Consider the following 14,623-nt stretch of genomic DNA (forward strand, 5'->3'; position numbering starts at 1 on the left):
GGAGACTACTATGAACTTTTTTGAAAGAATAACCGGCAGCGATATGACTAAGGAAATGAAAGCTTTTGAAGAACGAGCAAAACTCCTGCCAGCTGAATATCAGGCGGCTTGGAAAGAAATTATTAATAACCTCTGGATTCACGGAGATTTCACAGGGCGTAACCTGATGCCGTTTATTGAGAGTTCTCTTGAACTGCTTGAAGTTACAGCAGCAGACGGGCAGAGCATCGAAGAAGTACTGGGAGATGATATCAAAGGCTTCTGTTCAGCTCTCGTTGGTGACGAAGGTGCAAAAACATATAGAGATAAATGGCGTGACCAACTCAACAATAACGTAGCAAGAAAATTAGGAGGACTGAAATGAGTATCAAAAAAATAATCGAAGGAAAAAAAGAATGGAGAGCCCATGTTGCGCGTGTCAAAGCACTTCCACAAGATTACCAGATCGTCTATAAAGAGATGCAAAAATATCTGTTCAAAGTCGGTCCTGTTGAACTGGGCGAAGGTATCGGACTATTATCGGAAATTCTCAGCTTCTTAGAAGAAGGCGCTGCTGCTGGAAAAGATGTACTTGAAGTGACAGGAACAGACGTTGCTGCTTTCTGCGATGCTCTCATTGAAGATTCAAAAACTTACCTTGATCTCTATCAGGAATCGGTAAATCAAAAAGTTAGTAAGGATAAGAAAGAATAGAACGTAGAATATGGCTTTATTGGTGATGTTTATGTTTCCTATAAATTCAGGAGGAAAGGCTGTGCCCGAGATTTAACCAATAAAGCTTTAGAGTGGTTTTCAAGAAAAGAGATTCAAACGGTGAGGCCGCTGGCCCAGCGGCGATGCTAAAGAATTATATAAATCATTCGGATTTAAAGAAACTGACCAAATGGTATTGAGTATTGAATCAAAATGATGAGATGATGTATATATTACGAATTTGTTAGTTTTAAGAAGCGGGGACAATTGCTGAATGAATGAGTGCCTGCTTTACATAAAAATAAGGCAACAAATCTTACAATCTATAAAAGGGAGGATGACATGCGTTATAAAATTCTTTCACTTTTCATACTACCTTTATTAACAATCTTAGCAGGATGCACTAATGAACAAACTCAATCCAAAGAGAAAGAAACTTTCCCAACGGAAAAAGCAGCATTCACACATTTTATTCAGAACGAAAAACCCGGAGCTGATATTGAACGAGTAACGACTACAGAGGGTGATGAATTCTTCGTCGTACGTACCGGGAATGAGCAATATAGTCTATATGGTAAAACAAAGGAAGATAATCAGTATTCAGTAGAGAAATTAACCGCAGCCATGTCTCTTCATAACACGAACTCAGGCGGCACTGAATTTACCTTATCAAACGGAGAGGAATACACTTTTATGGTAGCAGTGGAACGAGACGGTTTGAACCGTACGGTAAAAAATGAGTTTCAACCAATCCTTTCTGAAGATGCATTTCTAGCATTAAGTAAGGGGCATACATTGGATAAAGCTAATAATGGGTTATCAACTAATGTTATAGAAGCTGCTGAGACAGTACACGAAGGCTCTTCTGGTTAAACTGTTTATTCTGAAAACTGGATCAATGATTATAGAAGTACATCGGTGATCATTGAAATCATGAGAAAGCAAAGTACCTTTTGAATGATATAATAGGAGAACAAGTAATCAATAATATTGGGAGGATGTAACATGACCAAACATAAGATCTACACAATGAGTGTCTCCAGTGTCTATCCCCATTATGTTACGAAGGCGGAGAAAAAAGGCCGTTCGAAAACAGAGGTGGATGAAATCATCCGGTGGCTGACGGGGTACAGCCAGGAAGGGTTAGAAGAGCAACTGGAAAAAAAGACAAACTTTGAGGACTTCTTTGCGGAAGCTCCCCAGATGAATCCTTCACGGTCTTTGATCAAAGGAGTGATCTGCGGTATACGGGTGGAAGACATCGAAGAACCAACGATGCAGGAAATCCGCTATTTGGACAAGCTGATTGATGAGCTGGCCAAGGGAAAAGCAATGGAGAAGATTTTGCGGAAGTAATAATAGAAACACTGCTTCTTTATAAGAGAGAATCAGTGTTTTTTGCTGCATTGTGAGTAAACTTAAGACCATTAGAGGTTCCTATAGAAAAAATAGAACAATGATTTCTCAGTCAGGACATTACCAACAAAGAGTGTAAAAAATAAAACCAGAATCATAACAATGATCTGGTTTTAATCGTCCACTTCTATCCTATTAAACGTCTTAGCTTAATCCTCTAATTCCCATGCTGGATTCCATACGACTTCCCACAAATGACCGTCTACATCCAGAAAATGGCCGGAATATCCTCCCCAAAATGTATCTTTAGCTGGATCGGTGATTTCCGCCCCGGCAGCTTCTGCTTCCTGCATAATCTCGTCCACTTCATTTTTACTGCTTACATTGTGGCCAATGGTAAATTCAGAGGAGCTCGGACGGGATATGGCTACATTGGCTTCTGCTGCTAAACTTTTTCGTTCCCAGATTGCTAGTTTTAACCCATGCTGCAGTTGAAAAAAAGCTACGGCCCCATTGTCAAATTCCTGCCCGATAATCCCTTCAGTCGGGAGTCCAAGACCGTTTTTATAAAATTCAAGGGACTTCTCCAAATCTTCTACGCCCAGAGTGAGTACAGTAACTCGTGGTCTCATTGTCATTTCCTCCTTGTCTAATTACTCTTTCCAATTCACTATACCTTTTTAAAAGATAGGCAACTTGTAAAAAACGGACATCATTTTTTTCTGGATGGAAAAACAATACCGGGAACCAATCCATAGAATTGTTTAAATTCATTGATAAAGTGAGCTTGATCGTAATAGCCGTACTTTAATGCAATATTAGTCAGGTTGGGATGATGAGTAAGATGAAGCTCTTTCAATAGACTCTGGAAGCGGATGACTCGTGAGAATTCCTTAGGAGAGATTCCTAATTCTCTTTGGAAGGTTCTTCTAATATTTCTTTCGCTGTAGCTGAGCTGATTTGCTAAAGATTGAATGGAGTTCATTCCGTTACCTGAGTAAATGTACTGCATCGAGGTCTGGAGTAATTCAGAACCTGATGGGTTATCCATATCTTTTAATAGCTGCGTGAGCTTTATTTCAACTTTTTCAATTCTTTCTTTGGTTCCCTGGGCTTCCTGAATTTCCTCGGTGAACCGTAGTGCATCTTCTCCCCAAATATCCTCAAGGTTTACACGCTCCTGTTGGAATTCCAGGACTGGATATTTAATGAAACATCTTGCATGATTGGAAAATAGTCGAATCCCCAAAAAATGCTGATTACTCGAAAAGGTCAAAGCTTCAAAACGAGTCATAAGTCCAGTGACGAATGCCCCTTTTGATAGAGAGGGAGCGGTTAAGTCAAATATAATATCTACACATCCATCTGGTAATACTCTATGAGTTTGTTGCTGATTTGAAGCATAATAGTCCAGGCTCCAATAACAAGCTGCATACGGACTGAGTGTATTATTTGGCCTGTGCTCCTTATATAAATATCCGGTATCTTTAGAATTTAATAAGGAAGGGGATTGGATAGGGAGGAAAAGATTCATTACGCCACCTCCATGAGACTCTTCTATTATAGGTTCATTATACTATTAACCATTTAAGCGGAAAAATGCCTTATGAAAGGAAAAAGAGCTATCAGATTAAAAAACTACGGAGGTTTTTTACTATGGACGGCAACGGAAAAAGACTTTTTAAACGCAATAAAAAAGAAAGGATATAGTTGGTTTTCTATATGTTTTATCAGTGATAATTGCTTCTCCATTTTTTAGCGATAATGTGAATATATTTGTTTCACTGGTCATTGTGATGGGGGTATACCCGGTATTGATGTACTTAGTAGATTTTATCTAGTAACAAAAAAGAAGATGGGAATTGAAGAAGTTTGAGGCGGCTTTGGATAATCATTTTAAGGCAATGCCGATTCCTCATGCTCAAGTTTATGTTCTGACCATTGATTCCTGTTGATACGCCTCCAGCTTTAAATACTATTAGAATGACAATTATTCATCGAACGCTATACTTTCGGCCTCACGTTGAGGGGGGCTGGAATCCTCTTCCCCGGCTTCAGCATCATATGTAACTTTGACCTCTGTACCTTTTTCCACTTTATTGAAACGGTCTTCTTCGACGGTGTAATATACCCCGTCTTCTTCTCTAGCCAATTCAAGCAGTTCTTCTTCATTCATTTCTTCAATTGATTCTCTGTCTACCTCAGGTATAACTAAAATTTGATAAGAATCATTTTGTACCCGCTTTTCAGCTGCAACACCAGTGAATTCCTCCAGGTTCTTATTATTTTCGGAGGTTCCACAAGCCGTTACTATCAAAAATAATAAAGCAATCCATGCAAATTTAGATAGAATGTTCCTTGACATCCTAAGCACCTCCACTTAATGTATACCCTTATCTTAACAGAAAGCGGTGGATGAAAATGTGAAGTAGTTCTTATTTAAGAACGAATTAATTTAAATGTTTGAAAAATTTCGCCTTCAAAAAATTATATAAGTATACTATAATGAACAAGTATCATCTAATTATTAAACTACCACCCTGTTAACTAGATGACCTATGCCTATTTCAGACCCCGTCCTTTCGACGGGGTCCTATTTATGTGTACTCTACTTCAGCTTTTCCTTCACTACTAATAATTTTTCGTCCCTTCTCATAATTCTCAATGCTAAAAATCAACTGCAAGACCTTCTCATTTCAGTTTATCAGTTTGCTAAGTAAAGCAGCCCCGAGACAGAATTTCTACTGCATAGCGGTGTATTAAGAATGCTTCCTTATCAATAATAATATATAGTTAATTAATAAATATTTATTGTTATTCGATAAAAATTGTTCTATAATCAAAAAGACAAAATTAAAGTGAGGTGCTTTACATATGAAACAAGGTTCGACCCTTTTTTTAAAGGCGGCCGTTTTCCTAATTGGGGCTCTGGTGCTTGCTTTGTGTATTTTTTTGCTGCCTAAGGTATTCTCCTTTGGGGGTGGCAGCGAACCTGAGCTTGTTTTCGTTTATTATTTTATGGTGATAATTATGTATTTGGCGTCTATTCCTTTTTTTACTGCGCTGTATCAAGCGTTAAAATTACTCCGTTATATTGACAGGAATGAAGCATTCTCGGCGTTATCGGTAAGGTCTCTGCAGGTGATAAAATACTGTGCCTTTACGATCAGCGGGTTGTATACAGCCGGGCTGCCGTTCTTATATCTCATCGCGCAGGACGACGACGCGCCAGGGATTATCGTAATCGGATTGGTCATTATTTTTGCTTCGACGGTTATCGGGGTCTTTGCTGCGGTTCTTCAAATTCTGCTGAAAAATGCCATAGAAATAAAATCAGAAAATGATTTAACGGTCTGAGGTGAATCACATGGCGATTATAATCAATATTGACGTGATGCTGGCTAAAAGGAAAATGAGTGTAACTGAGCTTTCAGAGAGGGTGGGGATCACGATGGCCAACCTTTCGATATTAAAAAATGGAAAGGCGAAAGCGGTCCGTTTTTCCACGTTAGAGGCTATTTGTCAGGCGTTGGAATGCCAGCCGGGAGATATTCTGGAATACAAACCGGATGAAGAACCTGAATAGTAGTTTCTAGGAGGTACTCATATGAGGATCTACATTAATTCTTTGGAGACGCGGATTGCGAGAGTGTTCGTACAGTTCCTCCACTTCGGCTGGGTGCAAGCACTGTCCTGTGTATTTCCTGTTGTCATTTTTGCTTCATTGGCTCTTACTCAAATCGTACCGCTGCCATTGCTCCCGCGTTATGACTGGCTGCTCCTCATTTTCCTTTTCATGCAGTGGTGGATGCTGCGGTCTGGGCTTGAGACGCGGGATGAATTAAAGGTGATTACATTGTTTCACTTGATCGGGCTTGCGCTTGAACTTTATAAAGTTCACATGGGCTCCTGGTCTTATCCGGAGGAAGGGTACTCTAAGGTTATGGGAGTGCCTCTGTACAGTGGTTTCATGTACGCCAGTGTAGCGAGCTATCTTTGCCAGGCGTGGAGGCGGATGAAGGTGGAGCTCATCCATTGGCCGCCCTTTTGGATCGTTGTTCCTCTTGCTGCAGCGATCTATTTGAATTTTTTTACCCATCATTACTTGGTGGATGTCCGCTGGTGGTTATCGCTGCTTGTTCTTATCGTATTCTGGCCCTCCTGGGTGATCTATGAAGTGAATGGAAGTCGTTACCGCATGCCTCTTGCGCTGTCTTTTGTACTGATTGGATTTTTTATTTGGGTCGCCGAGAATGTCGCCACTTTTTTTGGAGCCTGGCAGTATCCGAACCAAACCGAGGCGTGGAGTCTCGTTCATTTAGGAAAGGTAAGCTCCTGGCTCTTGTTGGTGATTGTCAGCTTTCTTATTGTTGCGACGTTAAAGCGGGTGAAGGGAAGCGGCACCAGTTTTACTCACAAAATAACTGTAAATAAAAAGGAAATAACGAAGGGGCAGCGAAGTTAAACAGTAAATGCTTCTAAAGGGTGTTTTAGCGGCATTAAAAAACTTACATGAAGGGTGAGAGCTCATTACGATTGGCGCGGAGTACTTATACGTGATCAGGGAGAGGTTTAAAGAAGTTAAGGGTCTTGGTGATAAAACGATACAACAACTGTCCGAAGAGGAGATCTATTGGTCTCCTAATCAATCTTCCAACAGCACTGCGGTAATCATGAAGCATGTAAGCGGGAATATGATTTCACGATGGACTGATTTTCTAACAACTGACGGTGAAAAAAATAATAGAAAGAGAGATCAGGAATTTATCGATGATCGTGCATCCAAGCAAGAGATGATTTCAACGTGGGATAATGGATGGAAGACGTTGTTTCATGCAATTGATCACCTGGATGAAGAGAACTTGTTACAAGAGATTTATATTCGGGGAGAAGCTCATACGGTTATAGAAGCAGTCGAGAGGCAGCTGGCTCATTATTCTTATCACGTCGGTCAAATGGTTTATGTGGGGAAGCTGCTCAAGGAAGAGGAATGGGAAAGCCTGAGTATTCCTAAGGGGAAATCGGATGAATATTTGCAGGATACGCTGAAGCGCAAAAGAGAGTCAGGGCAGGAAAATAAATGAAAAAATTTCCATTCAATTGTATAATAAAAAAGATTGTTATATAAGAGGAGGGAAAAATATTGACGTTACTTACATTGGAATGGGATTTAGAAAGGGTAAATCCAGGCACAGGAGAAAGAACGATAGAGGAACAAATCTCAGAAGCTATTTTACATATTGATGAAACAATAAGAGAATTGGAAACTCGAACAGGGAATGACTCCATCCTTAAAATGGTCGAAAAGATTAACCGTGTGCAAGCCCTGTTTACGAAAGTGTTTGAATGGGATGAATATATTATCTGCCAATCATCCATAAACGTCCACGATTCGCAAGGACAGGCTCTTAATGATCTAAGCAATAAGGCGAAGGCAAAGATGAATACACTGCTGCTCGTGTTCGGTCAGTATCTTGAAAATATTCCAGAGGAAAAGTGGGGGGCATTGATTCAACAACCTGAAACAGCGGGCGTTGAATTATTTTTAACAGAACAGAAAAGGAAGGTCAAAGATCATCTGGATTCTGATCTGGAAAAAGTCATCCACTCCCTGTCTGTTCATGGCTTTGACGGATGGGAAGACCATTATGAGCAGGAATTTGCTCAACTTACTGTGCCAGTCGATAATGAAGAGGTTCCTTTCAATTTGGCTTATATACAGGCGATGCTTTCCGATGACCGCAGGATCAGGCAGGAAATCAGCACGGCTGTGAAGAAGGTTTGTAGTGAAAATGAAGAGCGCTTCGCTTCGATTTTTAACCATTTTGCTGGTTTTCGAAATGAGCTGTACCAGTTAAGAGGCTGGTCCAACCCGTTAAAAGAAATGCTGGAACAAAACCGGATCAGTGAAGCTTCTGTTAACAGTATGATGCAAACCCTTCGCAAGGCTAATCCCATGCTGCGCGGTTATTTCAAAAGGAAAGCTCAGCTGCTTCACGTAGATAAATTGAGCTGGTACGACATATATGCACCGACATTCACCTCTAAGACTACCCTCACCTATGATAAAGCAGCAGAGATAGTGACCGGACAATTTTATAAAGTAAGTAATAAAATGGGCAGATTTGCTGAAAGAGCCTTCAATGAAGGCTGGATCGATGCCGCACCTTCCGATGATAAAAGGCACGGAGCGTTTTGTGCTTCTTTTCCGGAGTCGAAAGAAAGCCGTATTCTCCTTTCATTTACCGGCAACTACCAGGATGTTGTCACCATCGCTCATGAGCTGGGTCATGCTTATCACAATGCTCACCTTCATACACAATCAGGCTTCTCCCACCATGCGGGAACCGGACTGGCTGAGACGGCCTCCACCTTTGCTGAAAACCTTGTGTTGGACGCAGCCATCGATTTAGCAGAAACTAGGGAAGATCGTTTGTCACTACTGGAAATGAAGATCCTTAATGGCTTAAAGTATATTGCTTATATCCCGGCCAAGTTCGAGTTTGAGCTGCAGTTTTATAAGAAGTTGAACAGCCAGAGACTATCAGCAGCTGAGTTAGTGGATTTGATGAAAAGAACGGAAAAAGACTGGCTGCAAGACTCTTTAGAAGAAGTGAATGGATACCACTGGATGACCATACCACATTTCTACTCAGCGGAGAAAGCTTTTTACAACCTTCCTTATACCATAGGATATATGTTTAGCAACGGCATCTACTCGTCCTACTTAGCCGATAAAGAAGCCTTTCCTGAACGGTATGATGACTTATTAGTAAATTCCGGAAATCAAACGATGGAACAACTGAGTACTCAGTTTCTAAATCAAGGGCTGAACAGCAATTCTTTCTGGGAAGATGCTGTACGCCCCCTTGAAGAAGCGGTCGATACCTATATTAAAGAAACGGAAGACTGCATTTAATTTCTGTGATTGGGGCGTAATTCCATGTGCGGAGTTGCGCCTATATTTTCAGAGAGCGTACATGAGAAATAATTAAACTTGCTGCATCGCGGGGGATTGTGAATTGGATGTCATACTCTTTGCTATAAGTTTGGTCATTATAGTTTACATATTGGTACAAAACGGTAAAGTACTAAACAAATTAACAACATTTCAAATAATAGTTGCAGGGATCTCTTATCTTGTTACCGTTAGTATAGCGTTTATCTGTATATATTACGGAGCTGATTGGGTGACTGGGAGATTTACGAATACTTTCATTAAATATTTCAGTTTCTTGATCCTGGTCTGCCTAATAATATTCACATTAAAAAGCCTTTTAGGCAGGGTTCTAACCAAGCTGACAAATGGTGTCCTCCCCAAATGAATTCTAACATTTGAAGCCTGTTTTCTAACATTACAAGTGGTTTTTCTGACATTTGAGCTTTTTATTCATATATTCATTCTCAAATTAATTTTTATTGATAAATCATGAAATCTAAGTGGGCTTTTTTCATACACTATTTTTGAGGTGAGAAAATGCCGAGAGTAAAATACACAGATTCAGACGTCGCCTTAATGGCCCGGATGATGAGAGCGGAAGCCGAAGGTGAAGGAAAACAGGGCATGTTATATGTCGGAAATGTCATTGTGAACCGCGCGAATGCGGACTGTTTAGACTTTAAGGATGTAAGGAATATCCGGGATGTTATTTTTCAAGTGCAGGGTGGGAACTATTCTTTTGAGGCGGTTCAAAAGGGGAACGTTTTTTATAACAGAGCGAGATCTGCTGAGAAAAGGTTAGCAAGAAAGAATTTGGAATCTTGGAGGCAGCACCCGGCGAAATATTCTCTTTGGTATTTCAATCCAGGGGGGGAATGTCCTCCTACCTGGTTCGGGCAGACTTTTGCCGGTCAATTTAAGAACCATTGTTACTATGAACCGGAAGCGGGAACGTGTGACAGTGTGTATAGATAGGGGTTAGTGTTTTTATTTTATGAAATCCAAATGGGGACCTCCGTGTTGGAGAGTCCCTTTCTTTATGGTTAGTGACATCCAGCTTCACTGCCCGCACACTCGCGTCATAAGCAAACTGACCTGAGGAAGGGATAGCCACCTGCCTAATGAGTAATGTGTCTACCAGGGCGCCTTTCACCTTTGTTCTGCCAATGGTAATTTTTATCATTGGTAATTTTTGTTTATAGTTTCTTTCCGGTGCTCATACATATCTAGTAGTACCTTAATGCTGGTGAGAAAGCAGGTGTTTCTTATGAGAGAAGAAATATGTGAGTTAGACTATCCCGATGATTTTCTTTCGATAATTAGAAACGGATTGGATGAAACGTCGTCGCCTAAGCAGGTAATCGTAGCTGGGGGAGGGATGGCAGGGCTTGTTGCTGCTTCCCTCCTGAAACAAGCCGGTCATCAGGTTACCATTTTAGAAGGGAATAATCGTATAGGCGGAAGAGTCCATACCGTGAGACAGCCCTTTTCGGCAGGGAATTATTTAGACGTGGGAGCGATGCGGATACCGGACAACCATGAGCTGGTGTTGGAATACATTAAAAAATTTCGGCTGCCTGTTAACTCTTTTATGAATTCGTCACCTGATGATTTGATTCTTGCAAATAACGTATTGACGACTAGAAAAGAATATGAAGAAAACCCTGATATTCTCAATTTTCCAGTAAATGAAGATGAAAAAGGGAAAACGGCCCTTGAACTGCTTCTTGAGGCTACCCAGCCATTTTTGGATCTATATGAAGAGAGTTCTCCGGAAGAACAGGAGAGATTAGAAGAGGAATATGCGAATTATTCCATGGGAGATTTTCTTCAGTTTAACCCGCTTGGAAAGCCTCTGTCTTTAACGGCTATAAGAAGTATCGGAGTGATGCTCGGAATTGAAGGGTTCCCCAACTTTTCTTTCGTGGATATTTTAACAGACATCATCTATCCAATTTTCAGTAAAACCGTGGAGTTCTTTGAAATTGAGGGAGGCAATGATTATCTGCCGTACTCTTTTCTAAAGGAACTTCGTCCAAATATTCATCTCAATCAGAAAGTGGAACGGATAGATCAGACGGGGGATCAAGTACGGGTTCAAACTCGCAATCCGCAGACAGGAGAAATGGATGAATACGAGGGGGACTACGCTATTGTAACTGTACCGTTCCCTGTCTTTCAGTTCATTGATGTAGTACCCTATCACTCCCTATCCTTCGAGAAATGGAAAGCTATTCGGGAACTAACCAATGTCCCGGCGATTAAAATTGGAATCGAATTTAAAAGCCGCTTCTGGGAAGACAGAAATGCAGGAAATGCTGTGTCCGACCGTACGACCCGCTTCTCTTATATTCCTAGTCATGGCGTCGGTTCAAAGGGACCCGCTGTAATGCTGGCGAGCTACAGCTGGGGGGATGATGCTATTATTTGGTCCAGTGTGCCTTCTGAAGTGATGACTCGTGAAGTGTTAAAAGATCTCGCCAAAGTTTATGGAGATATTGTCTATAAGGAATATATGCAGACTGTAGCTTATAATTGGTCCTTAAACCCATATTCAGCAGGATGCTTTACTCTCTTCAGTCCGGGTCAGGAAGATGATTATTCAGAAATCATCCGAAGACCCGAAGGCCGGCTTCATTTTGCTGGTGAACATACTTCTTCCTTTCATGGCTGGATTGAAGGAGCCATCGAGTCGGGAATACGTGCAGCCTGTGAGGTCAATGCTCGGTAGGGCACCAAGTGTTTTGACTTATAGCTTGATCAAAAGGGAGACCAATAAACGGTCTTCTTTTTCTTTTAAAATAACATCTCTGACAAATTACTTTGACACAAATAGTAATGTGCTATATATTATAATCAAGGAGGTGAATTTCTATTGTCAAATAAAATTTCTAATGACTTGATCCGCGGTCATACAGATACGATCGTGCTGAACATTCTTCAGCAGCATGACAGCTATGGCTATCAAATGTACAAAACCATTCTCGAGTTAAGTGAAGGACAATATGAATTGAAAGAAGCGACGCTTTACACAGCATTCCGGCGTCTGGAAAAAGAGGGGTACATTGCTTCCTACTGGGGAGATGAAACGCAGGGTGGACGTCGTAAATATTACCGGATAACCGCAGAAGGGGAGGAAAGGTTCAAGCAGAACAAGAAAGACTGGGAGTTCGCTAAAGAAATCTTAAACAAATTAATTGAAGGAGGGGGAGGCGAATGAAATCTCACAGTAACCTGGATAAAAAAATTAATACCTATCTCAACAAAGAATTCACAGGCATAGGTGAGAGCCAGCAGCTCTATGAATTGAAAGAAGAATTATCCATTAACCTGAAAGAGAGAACAAAGGATTACGAAAAGAAAGGTCAGACTGAGGATGAAGCCTTCAAAGAGGCGGTAAGTTCGATGGGAGACCTGAGTGGATTAAAGGAAGACATGCGCCGTCTTGGGGAAGATCAAGCTAGAAAAGAAGTGTATACGTCCATGGCATCGAGAGTGTCTGCGGCGGGATTAATCGTCGGCATTCTAGTTATCGTATTTGGCGCACTGACAACACTGATGCTGTCTTTTATGGATCTTCCAAGTGAAGCGGTAACCGGACCAGCAATTTTTATTGTGGCTGGCGGTGCCCTGATTACGTACAGCCTATTGACACGGGAAACGTCAAAATATTACGCGATGACGAAAGTAAGAGCCTTACTATATACTCTGGCTGTCGGAACGGTATTATTTAGTCTCTTTACCGCCTTCACCTCAGGCTTTGCAACGGGAGAAATGTTTATCGCCATCAGCTCATTTATGGTGTTCTTTATAATTGGATTGGGATTATGGTTATCACTTCTATTTACCGTGCGTACCAGCAGAAGAAAATAAAAGGAGGGGGCGTTCTTGCTGACGGTTTTCAACTTCAAACATAAAACAACCACCTTACATCAGCAAAGACATAAGGTGGAGTATACAGACCACTCCGTAAGAGTGAAGAGAAGTGTTGCAGCACTTCTCTTTTTTATCATAACTTATTTGGGCGGCGGAGTTAAACTTAGTTCATTGTGTGGCCTGGACCTTTTTTACTTTAATCGATAAATTGCCGTTAATCGTTTGGTAGAAATTATACATTTTTTTACTGGACTTTAATTCATAGGCAGCATCTGACTCTTTGCTTATCATCACACTTTCGTAATCGTCATATATAAGATATATCACGTAACCACCTCTTTGTAGATTCTTTAGATGGCCGGCTTTTATTTTCACATCGAGGCGGTTCTTTTTCTGTGTGAGAGGCTTGGCTGCGGTAAATGTCTTGATGGCGGATGACCTGCTCTTAAATTCAATTGATTGAATTTTAGGAATGTGGTGACCGGTTAATTCGATTTCGAATTTTATCAGATCTTCCTTAGCTTCCTCCCTGATCACCCTGGCTTCTACAGGTATTTCCATTAAAACGCTCTCGCCGTTTTTTAAATGCGCCAATGTATAAGGGAGCCCATTATTCAAGGTGCGTGATTCTTCCCCGCCTTCTGTAGACCATTCAGCGAGTGATTGAACATTTGTATGCTGCTTATTGGTTAAAAATTTAAAGAAAGCCTTATTTAATGGTTTTTTAATGATTTCTTCTAATGAATATGGTCGTTCATAGCTGTTGAATACGTTTACCACTTGTTCGAATGCCTCATAATAAAGCTGTTTCTGGCTGCTGGTGACGAAATGTTTTCGATTAAATAGCCTTGTGATGCTGTCAAATTCAACGAGACGATTCACAATCATCTTTTCTTCTTCAATTTTTAATTTTTTGTCTAATACATATTTTAAAACCGCAATATTGGTATCCATCTTCTCTATAATATCCGTCTGCTTTGTTAAGGAATCGTTCCCAGGTATGCGGTTCAAGTAATAAATTGATGCAGTAGTAGTTGATATTTTTCCAACGGAAGTGAGCACATCGATGAAAAATTGTTTATCTTCCGCATATTTCATTTCTGGAAAACGTATCTTGTTTTTTTTAATAAATGATAATCGCATCATTCTTGCTCGAGGACCTAGATGATAGAAGATGTGCGGGATCGAAAACGGCGATACATTGGTTCTGTTTTTACATGATTCATATTTGCCGATGATTTTCTCAGACTTCGCATTCACTTGAATGGTCTTACCTACCGCATAATCACATTTTGTACTTTCTAATACCTGATAAAGATGTTTGATTCCGTCATGCGCCAGCCAGTCATCAGCATCCAGGAAAGTTAAGTATTTGGAATTTGCTAAGTGGGCACCCAGATTTCTTGGAAAAGATGGAGTGCCGGTGTTTTCGTCCAGGAAAACTACAACAATATTAGAATAGAGTTCAGCATACCGCTTTAAAATCGTTCTGGACTTATCGTTTGAACCATCGTCTATTAAGATCATCGTGATTTTTGAGAAACCTATATTTTGTACAATGACAGAATCGATGGTTTTAGCTAAGTATTCTTCCGCATTGTAAACAGGGATTACAACAGTAACGTCTGTTTTCGTGCTCAACGCTTTGTAGTTATGCACTTTATAGTTTACTTTCTCAAAATATTGGTCATCGTTACTTTTAGTAAAAGGCAGTATTTTCTTAATATCCATCATGGTTTATTTCTCCTCTTTTAATAG

At 40.5% G+C, this 14,623-nt stretch carries 18 protein-coding genes; 14 read left to right on the forward strand and 4 right to left on the reverse strand.

The window, feature by feature from the left end:
• Positions 1 to 10 precede the first annotated feature (10 nt).
• The 5 genes from LF822_RS12470 (at position 11) to LF822_RS12485 (ending at position 2,049) form a co-directional block, all read left to right on the forward strand.
• On the forward strand, positions 11 to 364 hold the full coding sequence (locus LF822_RS12470) for a DUF1048 domain-containing protein (RefSeq protein WP_253924399.1): 354 nt from the start codon (positions 11 to 13) through the stop codon (positions 362 to 364).
• Positions 361 to 693 carry a DUF1048 domain-containing protein gene (locus tag LF822_RS12475; protein ID WP_253924400.1) on the forward strand — a complete coding sequence of 111 codons (333 nt, stop codon included), beginning with the start codon at positions 361 to 363 and terminating at the stop codon, positions 691 to 693. The genes LF822_RS12470 and LF822_RS12475 overlap by 4 nt, the downstream gene beginning before the upstream one ends.
• An 18-nt stretch (positions 694 to 711) precedes the next feature.
• Complete coding sequence (locus LF822_RS23115; RefSeq protein WP_371925921.1) at positions 712 to 843, forward strand: GNAT family N-acetyltransferase; 132 nt, start codon at positions 712 to 714, stop codon at positions 841 to 843.
• A gap of 192 nt (positions 844 to 1,035) precedes the next feature.
• Positions 1,036 to 1,566: a hypothetical protein gene (locus tag LF822_RS12480; RefSeq protein ID WP_253924401.1), complete on the forward strand. Its 531-nt coding sequence runs from the start codon at positions 1,036 to 1,038 to the stop codon at positions 1,564 to 1,566.
• Between the two features lie 132 nt (positions 1,567 to 1,698).
• Positions 1,699 to 2,049: a DUF2200 domain-containing protein gene (locus LF822_RS12485; RefSeq protein WP_253924402.1), complete on the forward strand. Its 351-nt coding sequence runs from the start codon at positions 1,699 to 1,701 to the stop codon at positions 2,047 to 2,049.
• Between the two features lie 209 nt (positions 2,050 to 2,258).
• On the opposite strand, the gene LF822_RS12490 is transcribed toward LF822_RS12485, so the two are convergent.
• The 3 genes from LF822_RS12490 to LF822_RS12500 all read right to left on the reverse strand — a co-directional run bounded on the left by LF822_RS12490 (position 2,259) and on the right by LF822_RS12500 (position 4,414).
• Complete coding sequence (locus LF822_RS12490; RefSeq protein WP_253924403.1) at positions 2,259 to 2,681, reverse strand: VOC family protein; 423 nt, start codon at positions 2,679 to 2,681, stop codon at positions 2,259 to 2,261.
• Between the two features lie 80 nt (positions 2,682 to 2,761).
• Complete coding sequence (locus LF822_RS12495) at positions 2,762 to 3,583, reverse strand: helix-turn-helix transcriptional regulator (RefSeq protein WP_253924404.1); 822 nt, start codon at positions 3,581 to 3,583, stop codon at positions 2,762 to 2,764.
• Between the two features lie 456 nt (positions 3,584 to 4,039).
• Positions 4,040 to 4,414 (reverse strand): DUF3221 domain-containing protein, encoded by a 375-nt coding sequence (locus LF822_RS12500; protein WP_253924405.1) that lies wholly within the window; start codon positions 4,412 to 4,414, stop codon positions 4,040 to 4,042.
• 509 nt (positions 4,415 to 4,923) lie between these two features.
• Here LF822_RS12500 and LF822_RS12505 point away from each other — a divergent pair.
• From LF822_RS12505 to LF822_RS12545, 9 genes are all read left to right on the forward strand, one after another.
• Positions 4,924 to 5,406 carry a DUF2975 domain-containing protein gene (locus LF822_RS12505; RefSeq protein ID WP_253924406.1) on the forward strand — a complete coding sequence of 161 codons (483 nt, stop codon included), beginning with the start codon at positions 4,924 to 4,926 and terminating at the stop codon, positions 5,404 to 5,406.
• 10 nt (positions 5,407 to 5,416) lie between these two features.
• Complete coding sequence (locus LF822_RS12510; RefSeq protein ID WP_253924407.1) at positions 5,417 to 5,635, forward strand: helix-turn-helix domain-containing protein; 219 nt, start codon at positions 5,417 to 5,419, stop codon at positions 5,633 to 5,635.
• A gap of 21 nt (positions 5,636 to 5,656) precedes the next feature.
• Positions 5,657 to 6,514 (forward strand): DUF817 domain-containing protein, encoded by an 858-nt coding sequence (locus tag LF822_RS12515; protein WP_253924408.1) that lies wholly within the window; start codon positions 5,657 to 5,659, stop codon positions 6,512 to 6,514.
• A gap of 70 nt (positions 6,515 to 6,584) precedes the next feature.
• A complete protein-coding gene (locus LF822_RS12520) occupies positions 6,585 to 7,133 on the forward strand; it encodes a DUF1572 family protein (RefSeq protein ID WP_371925922.1) in 549 nt (182 codons plus the stop codon).
• A gap of 59 nt (positions 7,134 to 7,192) precedes the next feature.
• Positions 7,193 to 8,968: a M3 family oligoendopeptidase gene (locus tag LF822_RS12525; protein WP_253924409.1), complete on the forward strand. Its 1,776-nt coding sequence runs from the start codon at positions 7,193 to 7,195 to the stop codon at positions 8,966 to 8,968.
• A 558-nt stretch (positions 8,969 to 9,526) separates the two neighbouring features.
• On the forward strand, positions 9,527 to 9,964 hold the full coding sequence (locus tag LF822_RS12530; RefSeq protein ID WP_253924410.1) for a cell wall hydrolase: 438 nt from the start codon (positions 9,527 to 9,529) through the stop codon (positions 9,962 to 9,964).
• Positions 9,965 to 10,256: 292 nt separating this feature from the next.
• Positions 10,257 to 11,720 carry a flavin monoamine oxidase family protein gene (locus LF822_RS12535; RefSeq protein ID WP_253924411.1) on the forward strand — a complete coding sequence of 488 codons (1,464 nt, stop codon included), beginning with the start codon at positions 10,257 to 10,259 and terminating at the stop codon, positions 11,718 to 11,720.
• 144 nt (positions 11,721 to 11,864) lie between these two features.
• Entirely contained in the window at positions 11,865 to 12,209 is a 345-nt protein-coding gene (locus tag LF822_RS12540) for a PadR family transcriptional regulator (RefSeq protein WP_253924412.1), read from the forward strand.
• Entirely contained in the window at positions 12,206 to 12,862 is a 657-nt protein-coding gene (locus tag LF822_RS12545; protein ID WP_253924413.1) for a permease prefix domain 1-containing protein, read from the forward strand. Before LF822_RS12540 ends, LF822_RS12545 begins: the two co-directional genes overlap by 4 nt.
• Positions 12,863 to 13,033: 171 nt before the next feature.
• Here the strand turns inward: LF822_RS12545 and LF822_RS12550 are convergent, their stop codons facing one another.
• Positions 13,034 to 14,599 (reverse strand): glycosyltransferase family 2 protein, encoded by a 1,566-nt coding sequence (locus LF822_RS12550; protein ID WP_253924414.1) that lies wholly within the window; start codon positions 14,597 to 14,599, stop codon positions 13,034 to 13,036.
• Between the last annotated feature and the right edge of the window lie 24 nt (positions 14,600 to 14,623).

It is taken from the genome of Halobacillus sp. A5, from assembly GCF_024189315.1.
GTDB lineage: Bacteria > Bacillota > Bacilli > Bacillales > Halobacillaceae > Halobacillus_A.

Bases quoted from the DNA above. Each gene is read 5' to 3' on its own strand.
- LF822_RS12470 (WP_253924399.1), top strand. From the start codon at position 11: ATGAACTTTTTTGAAAGAATAACCGGCAGCGATATGACTAAGGAAATG.
- LF822_RS12545 (WP_253924413.1), top strand. From the start codon at position 12,206: ATGAAATCTCACAGTAACCTGGATAAAAAAATTAATACCTATCTCAAC.
- LF822_RS12475 (WP_253924400.1), top strand. From the start codon at position 361: ATGAGTATCAAAAAAATAATCGAAGGAAAAAAAGAATGGAGAGCCCAT.
- LF822_RS12480 (WP_253924401.1), top strand. From the start codon at position 1,036: ATGCGTTATAAAATTCTTTCACTTTTCATACTACCTTTATTAACAATC.
- LF822_RS12510 (WP_253924407.1), top strand. From the start codon at position 5,417: ATGGCGATTATAATCAATATTGACGTGATGCTGGCTAAAAGGAAAATG.
- LF822_RS12490 (WP_253924403.1), bottom strand. From the start codon at position 2,681: ATGAGACCACGAGTTACTGTACTCACTCTGGGCGTAGAAGATTTGGAG.
- LF822_RS12550 (WP_253924414.1), bottom strand. From the start codon at position 14,599: ATGATGGATATTAAGAAAATACTGCCTTTTACTAAAAGTAACGATGAC.
- LF822_RS12515 (WP_253924408.1), top strand. From the start codon at position 5,657: ATGAGGATCTACATTAATTCTTTGGAGACGCGGATTGCGAGAGTGTTC.
- LF822_RS12505 (WP_253924406.1), top strand. From the start codon at position 4,924: ATGAAACAAGGTTCGACCCTTTTTTTAAAGGCGGCCGTTTTCCTAATT.
- LF822_RS12530 (WP_253924410.1), top strand. From the start codon at position 9,527: ATGCCGAGAGTAAAATACACAGATTCAGACGTCGCCTTAATGGCCCGG.
- LF822_RS12495 (WP_253924404.1), bottom strand. From the start codon at position 3,583: ATGAATCTTTTCCTCCCTATCCAATCCCCTTCCTTATTAAATTCTAAA.
- LF822_RS12535 (WP_253924411.1), top strand. From the start codon at position 10,257: ATGAGAGAAGAAATATGTGAGTTAGACTATCCCGATGATTTTCTTTCG.
- LF822_RS12500 (WP_253924405.1), bottom strand. From the start codon at position 4,414: ATGTCAAGGAACATTCTATCTAAATTTGCATGGATTGCTTTATTATTT.
- LF822_RS12485 (WP_253924402.1), top strand. From the start codon at position 1,699: ATGACCAAACATAAGATCTACACAATGAGTGTCTCCAGTGTCTATCCC.